General features: G+C 62.0%; 18 protein-coding genes and 2 pseudogenes. 11 read left to right on the forward strand and 9 right to left on the reverse strand.

The window, feature by feature from the left end:
* Together ACTJK9_RS02435 and ACTJK9_RS02440 are read right to left on the reverse strand one after the other, a co-directional pair.
* A pseudogene (locus tag ACTJK9_RS02435) lies at positions 1 to 212 on the reverse strand (hypothetical protein); the annotation flags it as partial.
* Positions 213 to 338: 126 nt separating this feature from the next.
* Entirely contained in the window at positions 339 to 905 is a 567-nt protein-coding gene (locus ACTJK9_RS02440; RefSeq protein ID WP_440811863.1) for a chorismate mutase, read from the reverse strand.
* Between the two features lie 145 nt (positions 906 to 1,050).
* On the opposite strand from ACTJK9_RS02440, the gene ACTJK9_RS02445 reads away from it, so the two are divergent.
* Both ACTJK9_RS02445 and ACTJK9_RS02450 read left to right on the forward strand, forming a co-directional pair.
* Entirely contained in the window at positions 1,051 to 2,406 is a 1,356-nt protein-coding gene (locus ACTJK9_RS02445) for an MATE family efflux transporter (RefSeq protein WP_085648303.1), read from the forward strand.
* Between the two features lie 86 nt (positions 2,407 to 2,492).
* Positions 2,493 to 3,050, forward strand: a complete 558-nt coding sequence (locus ACTJK9_RS02450; RefSeq protein ID WP_440811865.1) for a YceI family protein — start codon at positions 2,493 to 2,495, stop codon at positions 3,048 to 3,050.
* Positions 3,051 to 3,056: 6 nt separating this feature from the next.
* On the opposite strand, the gene ACTJK9_RS02455 is transcribed toward ACTJK9_RS02450, so the two are convergent.
* Complete coding sequence (locus tag ACTJK9_RS02455) at positions 3,057 to 3,284, reverse strand: YXWGXW repeat-containing protein (protein ID WP_039767335.1); 228 nt, start codon at positions 3,282 to 3,284, stop codon at positions 3,057 to 3,059.
* A 183-nt stretch (positions 3,285 to 3,467) separates the two neighbouring features.
* Between ACTJK9_RS02455 and ACTJK9_RS02460 the strand changes: the two genes are divergently transcribed.
* A complete protein-coding gene (locus ACTJK9_RS02460; protein WP_440811868.1) occupies positions 3,468 to 4,154 on the forward strand; it encodes a GNAT family N-acetyltransferase in 687 nt (228 codons plus the stop codon).
* Positions 4,155 to 4,219: 65 nt separating this feature from the next.
* Here the strand turns inward: ACTJK9_RS02460 and ACTJK9_RS02465 are convergent, their stop codons facing one another.
* Positions 4,220 to 4,660, reverse strand: coding sequence for a hotdog fold domain-containing protein (locus ACTJK9_RS02465; protein WP_085602607.1), 441 nt, complete (start codon positions 4,658 to 4,660; stop codon positions 4,220 to 4,222).
* A 157-nt stretch (positions 4,661 to 4,817) separates the two neighbouring features.
* Between ACTJK9_RS02465 and ACTJK9_RS02470 the strand changes: the two genes are divergently transcribed.
* Positions 4,818 to 5,444 (forward strand): TetR/AcrR family transcriptional regulator, encoded by a 627-nt coding sequence (locus ACTJK9_RS02470; protein ID WP_440811871.1) that lies wholly within the window; start codon positions 4,818 to 4,820, stop codon positions 5,442 to 5,444.
* A 193-nt stretch (positions 5,445 to 5,637) separates the two neighbouring features.
* On the opposite strand, the gene ACTJK9_RS02475 is transcribed toward ACTJK9_RS02470, so the two are convergent.
* On the reverse strand, positions 5,638 to 6,261 hold the full coding sequence (locus tag ACTJK9_RS02475) for a TetR/AcrR family transcriptional regulator (protein WP_440811873.1): 624 nt from the start codon (positions 6,259 to 6,261) through the stop codon (positions 5,638 to 5,640).
* A gap of 100 nt (positions 6,262 to 6,361) precedes the next feature.
* Between ACTJK9_RS02475 and ACTJK9_RS02480 the strand changes: the two genes are divergently transcribed.
* A complete protein-coding gene (locus ACTJK9_RS02480; RefSeq protein WP_440811876.1) occupies positions 6,362 to 6,946 on the forward strand; it encodes an NAD(P)H-dependent oxidoreductase in 585 nt (194 codons plus the stop codon).
* A 14-nt stretch (positions 6,947 to 6,960) separates the two neighbouring features.
* On the opposite strand, the gene ACTJK9_RS02485 is transcribed toward ACTJK9_RS02480, so the two are convergent.
* Positions 6,961 to 7,902 carry a class I SAM-dependent methyltransferase gene (locus ACTJK9_RS02485; RefSeq protein ID WP_440811879.1) on the reverse strand — a complete coding sequence of 314 codons (942 nt, stop codon included), beginning with the start codon at positions 7,900 to 7,902 and terminating at the stop codon, positions 6,961 to 6,963.
* 188 nt (positions 7,903 to 8,090) lie between these two features.
* Here ACTJK9_RS02485 and ACTJK9_RS02490 point away from each other — a divergent pair, with 188 nt between their 5' ends.
* Positions 8,091 to 8,504, forward strand: a complete 414-nt coding sequence (locus ACTJK9_RS02490) for a response regulator (protein ID WP_039767308.1) — start codon at positions 8,091 to 8,093, stop codon at positions 8,502 to 8,504.
* Between the two features lie 63 nt (positions 8,505 to 8,567).
* Positions 8,568 to 9,236, forward strand: a complete 669-nt coding sequence (locus ACTJK9_RS02495) for an HAD family hydrolase (protein WP_085613228.1) — start codon at positions 8,568 to 8,570, stop codon at positions 9,234 to 9,236.
* Here ACTJK9_RS02495 and ACTJK9_RS02500 read toward each other — a convergent pair.
* Entirely contained in the window at positions 9,230 to 9,889 is a 660-nt protein-coding gene (locus ACTJK9_RS02500) for a methyltransferase family protein (protein WP_440811882.1), read from the reverse strand. The genes ACTJK9_RS02495 and ACTJK9_RS02500 overlap by 7 nt on opposite strands.
* A gap of 87 nt (positions 9,890 to 9,976) precedes the next feature.
* On the opposite strand from ACTJK9_RS02500, the pseudogene ACTJK9_RS02505 reads away from it, so the two are divergent.
* Positions 9,977 to 10,114, forward strand: a pseudogene (locus ACTJK9_RS02505) (pyridoxal-phosphate dependent enzyme); the annotation flags it as partial.
* A 108-nt stretch (positions 10,115 to 10,222) separates the two neighbouring features.
* The gene (locus tag ACTJK9_RS02510; RefSeq protein WP_440811884.1) at positions 10,223 to 10,822 is read left to right on the forward strand and encodes a DinB family protein; all 600 of its coding nucleotides are present in this window, start codon (positions 10,223 to 10,225) and stop codon (positions 10,820 to 10,822) included.
* Here the strand turns inward: ACTJK9_RS02510 and ACTJK9_RS02515 are convergent.
* Together ACTJK9_RS02515 and ACTJK9_RS02520 are read right to left on the reverse strand one after the other, a co-directional pair.
* Positions 10,737 to 11,663 carry a LysR substrate-binding domain-containing protein gene (locus ACTJK9_RS02515; protein WP_221397638.1) on the reverse strand — a complete coding sequence of 309 codons (927 nt, stop codon included), beginning with the start codon at positions 11,661 to 11,663 and terminating at the stop codon, positions 10,737 to 10,739. The genes ACTJK9_RS02510 and ACTJK9_RS02515 overlap by 86 nt on opposite strands.
* Before the next feature lie 63 nt (positions 11,664 to 11,726).
* Positions 11,727 to 12,620: a LysR substrate-binding domain-containing protein gene (locus tag ACTJK9_RS02520; RefSeq protein ID WP_085613225.1), complete on the reverse strand. Its 894-nt coding sequence runs from the start codon at positions 12,618 to 12,620 to the stop codon at positions 11,727 to 11,729.
* 112 nt (positions 12,621 to 12,732) lie between these two features.
* Here ACTJK9_RS02520 and ACTJK9_RS02525 point away from each other — a divergent pair, with 112 nt between their 5' ends.
* The gene (locus ACTJK9_RS02525; RefSeq protein WP_440811887.1) at positions 12,733 to 13,755 is read left to right on the forward strand and encodes an aldo/keto reductase; all 1,023 of its coding nucleotides are present in this window, start codon (positions 12,733 to 12,735) and stop codon (positions 13,753 to 13,755) included.
* A complete protein-coding gene (locus tag ACTJK9_RS02530; protein WP_064597620.1) occupies positions 13,752 to 14,549 on the forward strand; it encodes an SDR family NAD(P)-dependent oxidoreductase in 798 nt (265 codons plus the stop codon). Before ACTJK9_RS02525 ends, ACTJK9_RS02530 begins: the two co-directional genes overlap by 4 nt.
* Positions 14,550 to 14,561: the final 12 nt, after the last annotated feature.

Genomic DNA, 14,561 nt, shown 5'->3' on the forward strand with positions numbered 1-14,561 from the left:
CCACCTTCAGCAACGCGGCGTTCGATCAGACGATCAGCGCCACCTTCGGCAACACGGCGTTCGATCAAACGATCCGAACCACCCTCAGCTAAACGACTTTCAATCAACCGATCCGAACCGCCTTCGGCGATCATGGTGTGGGCGGGTTTGGCTGCAAAAGCGTTGACTGCAAGAACCGAGAAAGCGATGCCGAGAAGGATTTGGCGTTTCATGATCGTGTGCTCCAGGGGTGTTGTTTGTTGGGTATGGAGCCGATGTTACGCCGCGGATTTTTTATGAGAACTTCATTGAACTGATGGTGACTATCGACGCCAGCAATGAATGCCAAGACCCTTGTTCTAGGGCGCTAGCGGTCGAATGCACAGCTCTCCGGTGGCGCGGGTCAGGGCCAGATCATGCAGCGCATCGCGGGTCAGACCGGTGCGCGCCTTGGCCAACCACGCCGGGCAGTTCGGGTCGTGACGGTAGGGTGTGAAGTCGGCGTATTGCTGCAGCAGACGGGTTTGCAACTCATCCAGACGCGGGCGAATCTGCTTGCCCAGATCCGGGCGCGGCGTGTCCGGCGCGGCACCGGCCGCTTGCCATTGTGCGAGCAAACCGTACTGCACCAGTTTGTTGGCCTCCATTTGCGCGGCGATCAGTTGCGCGACGTCTTCCGGGTCGAGCTTGCGTTCGGTGGCCAGTTTGCGGGCGTTGTCGATCACCTGCGCCTCACGGGGACTGTCCTGAATCGGCTTGCCACTGTCCCATTTGGTCAGCGCGACGAGGTCGCCGATGTTCAGGCGTTCGTTCAACGTGTTCACCAATCCTTGCACCACCTCGGGCGAGGGGGCGGGAGCGGCGTGGGCAGTCGTCGTCAGAACAGTCAATAAGGTGCAACTCAGCAGAAATGGGGAACTGCGCATGGGGGGATTCACTTCCTGTCGTGATGGGGAGGCTATGCACATTGGTCGAGGTGCAGATTACGAAGTTTTAATGCAAACCGGTACGACCTGAACGGCATCGCATACCTTAGACTCTGTCATCAGCTCCCACCCGAGACGGACCTCAATGCAAACCCCCGCTCAATCCCCCCTCTGGAAAACCTACCTGCTGTTCCTGGCCCCGATGGTGCTGTCGAACTTCCTGCAATCGATGTCGGGCACGGTCAACAGCATCTACATCGGCCAGATGCTTGGTACGCAGGCGCTGGCGGCGGTGTCGGGGATGTTTCCGATCATTTTTTTCTTTATCGCGCTGGTCATCGGCCTGGGCGCCGGGGCAGGGGTGTTGATCGGTCAGGCGTGGGGCGCGCGTGAGTCGCACATGGTCAAGGCGATTGCCGGGGCGACGCTGTTGCTTGGGGTATTGATCGGGCTGGTGGCGGCGGTGCTGGGCAGTGTGTTTGCGCGTCAGGCCTTGCAGGGCTTGGGCACGCCGGCGGATGTGCTGGACGATGCGGTGGCCTATGCCCGGGTGATGATGTGGACCTTGCCGTTTGTGCTGGTGTACGTGCTGTTCACCCAGTTGTTGCGCGGGGTGAGCGACACACTGTCGCCGATGTTGGCGCTGCTGCTGTCGACCGTTGTCGGGCTGGCGCTGACTCCGGCGTTCATTCGCGGCTGGATCGGCTTGCCGCAACTGGGCATCCAGAGCGCGGCGGTTGCAGGTCTGGCCGGTACGCTGGCGTCGATGGCGTGGCTGTCATGGAGCCTGATCCGCAAGGGTCATCCACTGGCGCCGGATCGTGAGTTCTTCGCGGCGCTGCGACTGGACGGCGCAATTCTCGGCAAGGTGTTGCGTATCGGCCTGCCGACCGGGGTGCAGATGATTGTTCTGTCGCTGTCGGAGCTGGTGATTCTGGCGCTGGTCAACCAGCACGGCTCGCAGGCGACGGCGGCCTATGGTGCGGTGACGCAGATCGTCAACTACGTGCAGTTCCCGGCGCTGTCGATTGCGATCACCGCGTCGATCCTCGGCGCCCAGGCGATCGGTGCCGGGCGGTTGGAGCGAATGGGCCCGATTCTGCGCACCGGACTGTGGATCAACGTGTGCCTGACCGGTGGCTTGATCCTGTCGGGTTACCTGTTGTCGCACTGGTTGTTGGGGTTGTTCCTGACCGAAGACTCGACACGGGCGATGGCCGAGCACCTGTTGCACATCATGTTGTGGAGCCTGTTGATCTTCGGTTTCCAGGCGATCATCGGCGGCATCATGCGCGCCAGTGGCACGGTGTTGGTACCGGTGGGCGTGGCGATCATCTGCGTGCTCGGGGTGCAGTTGCCGGCGGCCTACTGGCTGGACGGGCAGTTCGGTCTGCAGGGTGTGTGGATGGCGTTTCCGATTGCCTATCTGGGGATGCTGGTGCTGCAGACGCTGTATTACAAACGGGTCTGGCAGCATCAGAAGATCGAGCGATTGGTGTGACGGGCCGGGTGGGCCTTGGCGGGGCTGGCGCAAGTGCCGGATGTTTGCTTAAGTCATTCGAGCCCCATCGGGCGCCGGAGCATTCCATGTCGATTCGATTGTTATTGGCTGCCGCGTGTTGCCTGATTGTCGTCCCTGCTGTGAATGCGGTGGAGTACACCCGCGTCAATACCACCGCCAGTCAGATCAGTTTCACCTACAACCAGATGGGCTCGCGGATGTACGGCACGTTCGGCAAGTTCGATGCGACGCTGAATTTCGACAGCGACAATCTCGCCAATGCCCGCACCACGCTGCACATCGACCTGACCAGCATCGACGCCGGCAGTGAGGACGCCAACACCGAGCTGGTGAAACCGGCATGGTTCGACACCGAGAAATTCCCGGTGGCTGTGTTCGAATCGACCCGCTTCAGCCCGGCCGGCGAGAACCGTTATCTGGTTAACGGCCATCTCACGCTCAAAGGCATCACCCGTGAGGTGCAGGTGCCGGTGCAACTCAAACCCGACAGCAGCATCGGCATTTTTGACGGCGAACTGGTGCTCAAGCGCGACCAGTTCGGGCTCGGTGCAGGGGAGTGGGCGGACACCGTGGTTTCCAAGGACATCGACATCAGGTTCAAGGTCGTTGCCCCCGCGCAGTGACCGGCCTCAGTACGCTCGCCAATGCCCTGGCATCCAGCGCCATTGGTTGCCGGCCCAGCGGTAATGCCCGGCGACCCAGTGATAACCCGGCGCAGGCATGACCGGAACCACCTCAACGATCGGTGGTGGCCGATGCGGGCGAACCGGTTCGACGACACAGCCCGAGAGGGTGATCGCTACCAGCGCGGCAGCGAGCAAGGATTTGATGGTTTTCGCGGAACGCAGAACGTTCATGGCAACTCCTCAAGGCCTGCGTCGGGAAATGAACGCAGCTGAAAAATTGGACGCCAAATCGGCGAAAGATCCGTTCTCGGGCAGATGAAATTTTTGTCAGGCGTGCGCAAGGTATGATGTCGCGGTTCGCCGGTCGCTCAACTCGCCCGGCAACCTGTGTTTTACCGTTGGAGTCCGCCCGCCATGCCCCGCATCACCCACTACAAATCCCCATGCCCCGAAGGCGTCAACAGCCAGATCCTGCAGATGGTGGTCGACTATCTGACCGAAATCAGCGCTGTAGGGCTGGGCCCGAGCAATCTGCTGTACAACGTCTATCAGTACGCGGTCGGCTACGAGGTTCATCTGTACCTGGAGGCGTTGAACGGCGAGAAGGGCACCGAAGTGGAACTGCTGGTGGCCACCGACGACGATGATCCGGAGCAGGTGATCGGCTTCCTGTTGTACCTGCCGGTGCAGGGCGATTGGGAGGCGTGCAACGTGGCCTATCTGGCGGTGCGCGAGGGGCATCGGCGTCAGGGTGTGGCCCGTTCGTTGATCGCGGACATGGTGGCGCGTTACCCCCATGCCGAACTGACCTGCAGCGTCGGCAAGGTGCCGTATTTCGAAGCGCTGGGTTTCGAGGTGCTGGGCCAGCTCGAAACGCAGGTGCTGATGAGCACTCGGCATTACCGCAGCAACGGGTTGCGCGGTTTTATCGACACGACACCGATCTACCGTTCGCTGGAAGTGCAGCAAATCCACACCTACCTTCTGCAAAAGCACGGCAAGCGCGCGATGCTCGATGCCGAGAAACAGCGCGACCGGCATCTGGATCAGGTCACCCGCCGCACCGAAGAATTTGTTCGTCAGCGCCTGACCGTTCACTGATCCGGGCAGCGACAAAAAGCCCTTGTTGCGCTTAGCGCAGCAAGGGTTTTTTTGTGCCGGTGATTTCAGGACAGTTTCACGTTCATGGTGATGCGCGCCGTGAACACTTTCTTGCCTTCGGCGTCGTGGACATCCACCGGCACGATCTTGTCGCCTTCGGTCTGCCAGTCCAGCGCTTCGCCATTGGCCACGGCGGTCACGTCGGTCTTGGCCTTGGCCAGGTATTCGACGGTCATGCCTTTTGGAATCCAGCGTGCGCCGGCGGGAATCGACACGTCGGTCATCATCCCGGCTGCCAGTTCGGCGGCATTGCACAGCGCGATGGCGTGCACGGTGCCGAGGTGGTTGGTGATCTCGCGGCGAAACGGCACCTGCACCTGCGCCGAACCTGCCCGCAATTCGGTCACCAGCGGGTTGATGGTGCTGAAGTACGGCGCGACCTGGCAGGCCATCTGGCTGAACGCCTGGGAACCGACACTGTTGAACATGCTGAGAAACTGACTCATGGGGGGGAGCCTCGCGGTTAGGGGATTTACAGAATCATGTTCCGTAACAGAATATTGTTCTGTAACGGAACGGTATTCTGTTCGCGGGAAATCTGTCAACCTGTGCGCGTTTGGATCACCGGCACGGACGTGCCCTTTACCCGGATTTTCAAGGCCCATGGACACCGCAGATCTACTCGAACGCAGCTACCCCGGCCGCCGCGCCGAACTCAAGCGCGACATCTTTCGCAAGGCCCTGCGCCTGTTCAACGAGCAGGGCATCGAGGCCACCACCATCGAAATGATCCGTGCCGAGTGTGACACCAGTGTCGGGGCGATCTACCACCACTTCGGCAACAAGGAAGGGCTGGTGGCCGCGCTGTTCTTCACTGCGCTGGAGGACCAGGCGCGCCTGCGCGACGCCTATCTGGCCGACGCGACGACCACCGAAGAGGGCGTGCAGGCGCTGGTCTACAGCTATGTGGATTGGGTCGAGAACCAGCCGGAGTGGGCGCGGTTCCAGTATCACGCGCGTTATGCCGTGACCCGGGGGCCGCACAAGGATGAACTGGCCGAGCGCAACAAGACCCGCAACCTGGGGCTGCGTACCTGGCTGGGCGAGTCCGGGCGCGCAGATGAACTCAACCAATGCCCGGCCGAACTGTTGCCGTCGCTGATCGTCGGTCAGGCCGACAGCTATTGCCGCGCGTGGTTGTCCGGGCGAGTGCAGGGCAGTCCGAAGGCCTATCGCGAGTTGCTGGCGCAGGCCACGTGGCGTTCGATCCGCCGCGAACCCGAACGCTGATTTTCAGAGACAAAAAAAGAGCCTCAAGACTCTTTGATGGGGAGGAAGTAGAGCCCGCGAGGCTCAAGATGCGCATGAAGCCAGGTGCGGGCTTGATTGGGGTTCAGAGCACCCGCACCTACGCAACGGCTTGGCGGACCAAGAAGCTGCGTAGCTTCATCGTAGGAAGCCGGGAGGGCGGGCTCAAGTACCGTCAGTCACCTGCTTGGGCGGCGGCTCTTTCGACCATCGCAATGATGGTTGCCAATAGCTCGTCACGGGCCTGTACTGCGCTGATTTCGTCGGTGGCTGCCGCTTGCGACAGCGCTTCAGCGGCGCCGAGCATGGCGCGTAATCCTGCCTGTCCGATCTCTGCGCCTTCAGCGAAAGGCGACAGCACGTTGCGGCACTTCTCCAGGAAAATCGCCTCGTATTCGCGCTTGATCCTCTCCAGTTCCGGCGTGCTCGCCAGGGCCGCAATCACCCCCGGAATCTCGTTGCCCTGGGTCAGCACGCAATCGACATACGCCGTGGCAATCACCGTCGCGATGCCATTCAAGGTCGCTTCGGCATTGGCCAGCGCCGCGTCCATCAGCGCCGTCTGGCGCCGGTCGAAATCCTGGTACAGCGCCGCGAGCAGACCGGCGCGGGTGGTGAAGTGGTCATAGACCACCGGTTTGGTCACGCCGGCTTTTTCCGCCAGGTAGCCGAGAGTCAGGGCATCGGTGCCTTCCTCGCGAATCAGCTGCCAGGCCATGTCGAGCAACTGGCGCTGGCGATCTTCCCGGGACAGGCGGCGACGGGGTTGTGCGGGTTCGGGGATTTCAGTGGTTGACATTGCTTATATACCAAACGTAACTTACTGATGGTAACTTACCAATCGTAGCTTATCGAAAGGATAAGCCCTTGGTCAGCAATCACCAACCGGAGATTTCCCCATGCACGCATTGATTGTTGTAGACCACGATGATCCACGTTCGCTGACACGCGCGTTGGCGCAACAGATTGCCAAAGGCCTGTCGGAAAGCGATCCCTCCAACACCTTCGAAATCGCCGACCTGCACGCCGAAGAATTCGACCCGCGCTTCGGCGTGGCTGACTGGGCGGTGCATCACCGCGAATCCGCGCCACCGGCGGACGTGCTGGCCGAGCAGGCCCGCATTGAACGCGCCGACGCGCTGGTGCTGGTTTACCCGGTGTTCTGGTGGTCGATGCCGGCGTTGCTCAAGGGCTGGATCGACCGGGTATTCAGCAACGGTTGGGCGTACGATTTCGACGGTGATAAGACCCTGAAAAAACTCGGACGACTGCGTGTGCACATGGTCGCACTGGGCGGGGCGGATGCAGGCACCTACGAGCGCCACGGCTACGACACGGCGATGAAAGCGCAGATCGATCACGGCATTTTCGATTATTGCGGGGCGACGGTGGCGGGATCGACATTATTGCTGGAGTCCGAGTCGAGCGATCCTGCGGTGCAGCTGCAGGCGGCGCGCGAAATGGGCCTCGGACTGTTCCGCTGAAACCGGCGAGGAAGTTATTCAGTGCGCTTGAAGACTAGCGCCTTCAGACCACTTTCAGGATCGACGTCGGGAAACTCCGGCGGATTTTCCAGCCGTTGCTTGAAGCGCAGGCTCGGCGCTTCCTGGGTCACGCCGTCGATCAGGAAGTCGGAACCGAACGATGGATCGTTCATGCAGGCCAGCACCGTGCCCTGCGCCGTGAGCAATTCCGGTAGACGACGCAGCACGCGCTGGTAATCCTTGGTCAGCAGAAAGCTGCCTTTCTGGAACGACGGCGGGTCGATGATCACCAGATCGTACGGGCCGCTGTTGATCACCTTGCCCCAGGACTTGAACAGGTCGTGGCCGAGGAAGCTCACCTTGCTCAGGTCATGCCCGTTCAACCGGTGATTGTCGCGGCCCCGGCTCAGGGCCGCGCGGGACATGTCGAGGTTGACCACATGGCTGGCGCCACCTTCGATGGCCGCCACCGAGAAGCCGCAGGTGTAGGCGAAGAGGTTCAGCACCCGTTTGCCCGCCGCCTGTTCACGTACCCAGTTGCGCCCGTAACGCATGTCGAGGAACAGCCCGGCGTTCTGCTTGCGGCCCAGATCCACACGGTATTTGAGCTCGCCTTCGACGATGGTCATTTCGTCGATTTCTTCACCGAGCAGCCATTCGGCGGTGCTTTGCGGCAAGTAACGGTGCTGGATCAGCAGGGTGTGGGCGCCGGACTGCTGCCATGGCGCCGAAGCGGTGATTTCCAGCAACAGACGCTTGAGGTCTTCCAGATGCGAAGTCTCGGGCTCCTTGAACAATGACACCAGCATCACGCCCTGCAGCCAATCCACAGTGACTTGCTCCAGCCCCGGCCAGCAACGCCCGCGCCCATGGAACAGACGCCGGGTTTCGGCCGGGGCCGACGTCAGCGCAGTGAGCAGGTGGGCATGGAGAACGGCGAGGGCTTGAGGGTTCATCAATCAGGATCGGCCAGCAAAAGGGCGCGCATTTTAACCGCAATTATGCGCCGGCGACTGCCCGTCGAACGGCTGTTATCGAAAAGACCTGTATCAAAAATGAATTTCTGTAGAAGGTGCTGCTCATACCTGATAAGTAGCGGAATCAAGCCGCTAAATCGTTCATGCAATTCAGGGAGTGCCAGTTCATGTGTCCAATTTCGACGTCGAGCGCGCACCTTCCTGGCGGATTGATTCTGGTAGTCGAGGACGATCCGTTGATTCTGGAGTTTCTTTGCGAAATTCTTCAGGAGGAAGGTTTCAAGGTCGAGCCGCAGACCAGTGCCGATGCGGCCTCGCAATACCTGGAAGAGCACGCGCCGGAAGTGGCGCTGCTGCTCACCGACATCACCATGCCCGGCACCCTTAACGGCGCGGACCTGGCCAATCTGGTCGGCGATCGCTGGCCGGACAAACCGGTGATGGTCATGTCCGGTTATGAAACGCCGGAAACCTCAGGGGTGAAACATCCGGTGGCGTTCATCAAGAAGCCTTGGGCGATCGGCCAGTTGCTCGATTGCGTGGACAGTGCGTTCAAATCCAGGGCGCCGCGTCTGCACTGAAGTGCCTTGCAAGTGCTACATTGCCGGGCATCGTTGCCCGGCCCCTTGCGAGGAAGTGATCTTTTGTCAGCTCACGAGACTATTTTCAACCGCGCGTTCGGCGCGTTCCTGTTCGACATGGACGGCACCGTCCTCAACTCCATCGCCGCCGCCGAGCGGATCTGGTCCGCCTGGGCCGTGCGCCACGGGGTGAACGTCGAAACGTTCCTGCCGACCATCCATGGCGTGCGCGCCATCGACACCATCACGCGTTTGAACCTGCCGGGCGTGGACGCCGAGGCGCAAGCGGCGTTCATCACCACGGCGGAAATCGAAGACGTTGAAGGCATTGTCGAGATTCCCGGTGCTGCGGCGTTTCTCAAGTCGTTGCCGGCGGATCGCTGGGCCATGGTGACCTCGGCGCCACGTGATCTGGCGTTGCGGCGGATGGCGGCGGCGGGAATTCCTGAACCGGTGGTGATGATCACCGCTGAAGACGTGAGCGCCGGCAAGCCTGATCCGGCCGGTTATCGACTGGCGGCCAAACGCCTGGGCCTGGAGCCGGCGGACTGCCTGATTTTCGAAGACGCCACCGTCGGCATCCAGGCCGCTGAAGCCGCCGGTGCGCCGTTGCTGATCATCACCACCACTCACCAGCATCCGCTTGAAACCGCACACGCGACCATCGCCAGTTACCGCGACATTGCGCTGAGCATCGACAGCGACGGCCAGCTGCGCCTGCAACCTCAATAAACCCCGGGCACCAGTCGCCAGCTGCGCGCGCAATAAGCGTCGTATTCGGCGCCGAACTGCGCACGCAGCAGGGCCTCTTCGGCGTGGATGCGGGCGATCAGCGGGATCAGCGTCAGCGCCGCCAGCAACAGGCCGACCACCGAACGAAACGCCAGTGCCCAGCCGATCGCATTGATCACCAGCCCCAGATAACTGGGGTTGCGCAGATGCTGGTAGATGCCTTCGGTGACCAACCTGTGCCCCGGCTGAATCGCCACCAACCCGCTGAACCGATGGCCCAGCACAAACACCGGCCATAAACGCAATCCGCCGCCGACGATAAACAACAGCGCTCCCAGCCAACGGGTGCCTTCGCGGCCGATGGTCCAAAAGCCGATGCGGTCGCAGTAAGCCGGCAGAAAGGCACTGACCAATCCGATTACGGCGAACGCCGGAATCACCCAGCGATTGGCCCGGTCCTCGCGCTCGCCGGTGCTCAGATTCACTTCCGTGAACAGCGACGCCACCACCATGGCCAGCGTGGCCAGGGCCACCACGACCAATGCGCCGTGAGAAAAAAACACCGCCACGCCACCGATGCCCCACATCGCCAGGCCCAGATAGGCGAGGGTGGCGAGCACGGCGACCACGGTCATTTGCGCAGACATTTTCATAGGCACCTCACGGCTGTTCCGTTCAGTGTAGATCCCGGCACGATCCCCGGCGTTTAACCGCTGGCAGCGGCGGAGGGCGGATCAACGGCGTGCGGGCTTTTACTGGCGGTGGCGTATCTTGACCTCCCGGCGCTGGCGGGGGCACGGGATGTGGTGATCATTGTTTGTGGCGGGGTGCGTATCAGTGCGCGATTGGTGGCGGGGTGGGCGCGGTTGGGGGCTTGAGCGAAAGTGGAGGTTATTACTCTTCGACCAATAGTCAGCACCACCGCCATTCCCGCGAGAGAGGTCTATCCTAGGCGGAGCCCTTTTTCGTGCCTACGGTGACCCGCGATGATCAATCTGGCCACGGCCCATCTGCTCACGGACTACAAGACCTGGGCCAATCAGCGTCTGTTCGACAGCCTGCAAGCGCTGCCGGCGGGGGAGACGACGAGGGAGCGCAAGACGGTTTTCAAGAACATGATCGGTACGTTGAACCACATCTACGTGGTCGACCGGATCTGGCAGGCGCACCTCGAGGGGCGCGAGCACGGTTTCACGACGTCCCATGATCTGGTGCACGCCGACCTCGGCGAGTTGCGCCAGGCTCAGCAGACAGTCGACGGCTGGTATCGCACCTGGAGCGCGCAGCAGACCGAAGCCTCGCTGAACCGCTCGATCGATTTCAAATTTGTTTCCGGCGATGGCGGCACCATGAACGCCGGGGCGATCCTGATGCACGTGATCAACCACAACAACTACCACCGTGGCTGGGTGGTGCAGATGTATTTCGAGATCCCGCAGATGCCGCCGATGACCGACCTGCCGGTGTACCTGCGCGAGGTCGATCCGGGGTTCAAGCCGATCAGTGCGCCTGTGGCGGAAGCGGCGCCGACATGTGATGGGCAATCAGCGAGCGCAACCAGCGTTCCGCCGGATCGTTGTCGTTGACCCCGTTCCAGACCATCGACAGCTCCGAAGGCACGATGTCGAACGGCGGGTCGTCGGCGCGCAGCACGCTGCTGCCTTCGACCAGCGCACAAGCGGCGAAATCCGGCACGGTGGCGAGCATGTCGGTGCCGGCCAGAATAGCCCGCAGCGGAGCGAATTGCGGCACTGCCAGCACCACGCGACGCGCGCGGTTGATCCGCGCCAGGTCGTTATCGATGGCCCCGCCCAGATCGCCGGAAAACGACACCAGCGCATGGGGCCGTTCGCAGTAGTCGTCGAGGGTCAGCGCGCCGGGACGATCATCGCCGCGCAGGATCTTGCAGCGCAGGTCCCGCAGCTTTTTGCGTTTGGCATTGGCCGGCAGTTCAGTGGTGTAACTGACGCCGACGGAAATCTCCCCGGACGCCAGCATCGACGACATCAGCAGGAAATTAACCCGGCGGATGACGACCACCACGTCCGGCGCCTCTTCGCGCAATTGCTTGAGCAACGGCGGCAACAGGCCGAACTCGGCATCGTCTGACAGACCGATGCGAAACACGTCGCGGCTGCTCAGCGGGTCGAAATCCTTGGCTCGGCTGACCGCCCCGGAAATGGTGTCCATCGCCGGCTGCAATTCCTTGAGGATCGCCAGCGCCCGCTGGGTGGGCTCCAGCACGCGGCCGTTGCGCACCAGCAACGGGTCGTCGAACAGGTCGCGCAGTTTCGCCAGTGACGCACTGACGGCGGGTTGGCCAAGGAACAGCTTTTCCCCGGCGCGGGTCAGGTTCTTTTCGAACATCAGGGTTTCGAAAATCACCAACAGGTTCATGTCCACGCGACGCAGGTCATTGCGGTTCATGCCGGAAGACTCGCTGGTTTTTTGAGTCTTTTCAGTAAAGCAGCAAAGTCTTTCGCTGTCGGGTCACTGGGCGGGATCGACGCCGGTCAATACCTTGCGAAACGTTTCCACCAGCGGCCGCAGGTTGATCCGGTGCCACGCCGCCCACAACGGTGTGGTGAACGCCAGCCACGGCACTTCCCGCAGCACCACGCCCGGCGGTGCGTTGTGGCTCAGGCCTTTCTGGATCATCGCGATCCCCAGGCCCGAAGCGACCAGCCCCAGCGCGGTAAACGGCTCGGTGGCCTGCATCCGCACATCCGGGGTGAAGCCTGCACGGATGCAGGCGCTGACGAACTCATCGTCGGCCCCTTGGCGCGGCTGCACGCCGATCCATTCCTGATCGGCCAGATCCGCCGGGGTCAGCGACGCCAGTTGGTTCAGCGGGTGTCCTTCGGGCAGCGCCAGCAGCATCGGGTCGTCCAGCACCTGAAAGCCCAGCAGGTCGGGATCGTCGATCGTCGGCGGTTCGCTGACCAGCGCGATATCGAGGCTACGCTGACGCAGGCCTTCCAGTTGTTCGGCGGAACTCAGGTTGTACAGCGCGACATGCACGTTAGGCCGGTCGACCCGCAGTACGCGCAAGGCATTGGGCAAAACCCCGGCGTGCATCGCGTTCTCGATGTAGCCGATGCACAGGCCGCCTTCTTCGCCACGGCCCAAGCGTTTGCCGAGGGATTCCAGGCGGTTGGCGTGGGTCAGCAGGGCGCGGGTTTCGGCGAGAAAGGTCTGGCCGTCGCGGGTCAGGCGTATGCGCTGCTGGCTGCGTTCGAACAGGGTCAGGCCCAGGCGTTCTTCGAGCTGGGCGATCTGTCGGCTCAGGGGCGACTGGGAAATGTGCAGGCGCTCGGCGGCGCGGCCGACGTGTTCTTCCTCGGCGACGGCGACGAAGTAGCGCAATTGGCGGATGTCGATCATGTCAGACCTTCGGGGACTCAAGTGCTGCGGATTATGTCTTGGACGGTCTGAGTGGCGCAATCTAGGATCTGCTCAACGGTCAACACCGACCACGAACTACGAGGACAGCATCATGAGCTTGAAAGACAAACTCCCCGGCCAACTCGGCTTCGGCACCGCGCCACTGGGCAACATGTTTCGCGCCATTCCTGAAGAAGAAGCGCAAGCCACCGTGCACGCAGCGTGGGATGCCGGCGTGCGGTACTTCGACACCGCACCGTTCTACGGCTCGGGCCTCTCGGAAATCCGCCTCGGCGAAGCACTGTCCCGCTACAAGCGCGACGACTATGTGCTCAGCACCAAAGTCGGCCGGGTGATTCTCGATGAAGTCGAAGACGCCGCCGCCCGGGATCTGGGCGAGAAAAGTGGGGTGTTCGAACACGGCCGCCCGAACAAGATCGTCAACGACTACAGCGCCGACGCCACGCTGCGCTCGATCGAAGACAGCCTCAAGCGTCTGAAAACCGATCGCCTCGACATCGTCTGGGTCCACGACATCGCTCAGGATTTCTACGGCGATCAATGGCTCGAGTACTTCAATCACGCCCGCACCGGTGCCTTTAAAGTCCTGACCCGTCTGCGTGAAGAAGGCGTGATCAAGGGTTGGGGCCTGGGCGTGAACAAGGTCGAGCCGTGCGAGTTGACGCTGGACCTGACCGAGGCGCAGCCTGACGGCTTCCTGCTGGCCGGCCGCTATACCTTGCTCGACCACGACCGCGCCTTGCAGCGTTTGATGGATTCGGCGCGGGCGCAGAATGTTGAAATCGTGGTCGGCGGCCCCTACAGCTCGGGGATCCTGGCCGGCGGCGCGCACTTCGAATACCAGAAGGCCAGCCCTGAGATCGTGGCGAAGGTCGAGCAGATCAAACGCATTGCTGCGGCCCATGGCGTGGATGTCAAAGCGGCTGCACTACAATTCTCGCTGGCCAATCCGGCCGTGGCAGCCGTGATTCCCGGCGCGAGCAAACCGGGGCGCATCGCTGAAGATGTGGCGGCGCTGTCGGCGGTCATTCCGGCCGGCTTCTGGCAGGCCATGCGTGAAGCGAAACTGGTGTCCGAACGTGCACCATTACCCATCGACGAGGTGAAAGCATGAAGATCGATCTGAGCGGAAAACTGGCGATTGTCAGCGGCAGCACGGCGGGCATCGGTTTGGGCATCAGCCAGTCGCTGGCCGAGGCGGGCGCCACGGTGGTGGTGATCGGTCGCGACGCGGCCAAGGTCGAGCAGGCGCTGGCAAGCATTCGAGGCAAAGTGCCGGGGGCGCAACTGCGCGGTCTGACGGCGGATCTGGGCACGGCCGAAGGCGCGCAGAAACTGTTCGCCGCCGAACCGAAAGCCGACATCCTGGTAAACAACCTCGGCATCTACAACGCCGTGGATTTCTTCGACGCGCCGGACGATGAGTGGACGCGCTTCTACGAAATCAACGTGATCTCCGGCGTGCGCCTGTCGCGGCATTACGTGCCGGCGATGGTCGAGCAGGGCTGGGGCCGGGTGATCTTCCTGTCTTCGGAATCCGGCGTGGCCACTCCGGCCGACATGATCAACTACGGCGTGACCAAAAGCGCCAACCTCGCGGTGTCCCATGGCCTGGCTAAACGTCTGGCTGGCACCGGGGTTACGGTTAATGCGATTTTGCCCGGGCCGACCTTCACCGACGGTGTCGAGGAAATGCTCAAGGATGCCGCCGCCGAATCTGGCCGCAGCCTGCGGGACGAGGCTGACGCCTTTGTGCGCCGTGCCCGTCCGAGCTCGATCATCCAGCGCGTGGCGGATGTCGAAGAGGTCGCGCACCTGGTCACCTACATCGCTTCACCGCTGTCTTCAGCCACCACCGGCGCCGCGTTGCGGGTCGACGGCGGCGTGGTCGACAGCCTGACTATCTGAATTTATCGAGAG

The organism is Pseudomonas sp. 22082 (genome assembly GCF_052046055.1).
In the GTDB taxonomy this organism is placed as follows: domain Bacteria; phylum Pseudomonadota; class Gammaproteobacteria; order Pseudomonadales; family Pseudomonadaceae; genus Aquipseudomonas; species Aquipseudomonas pharyngis.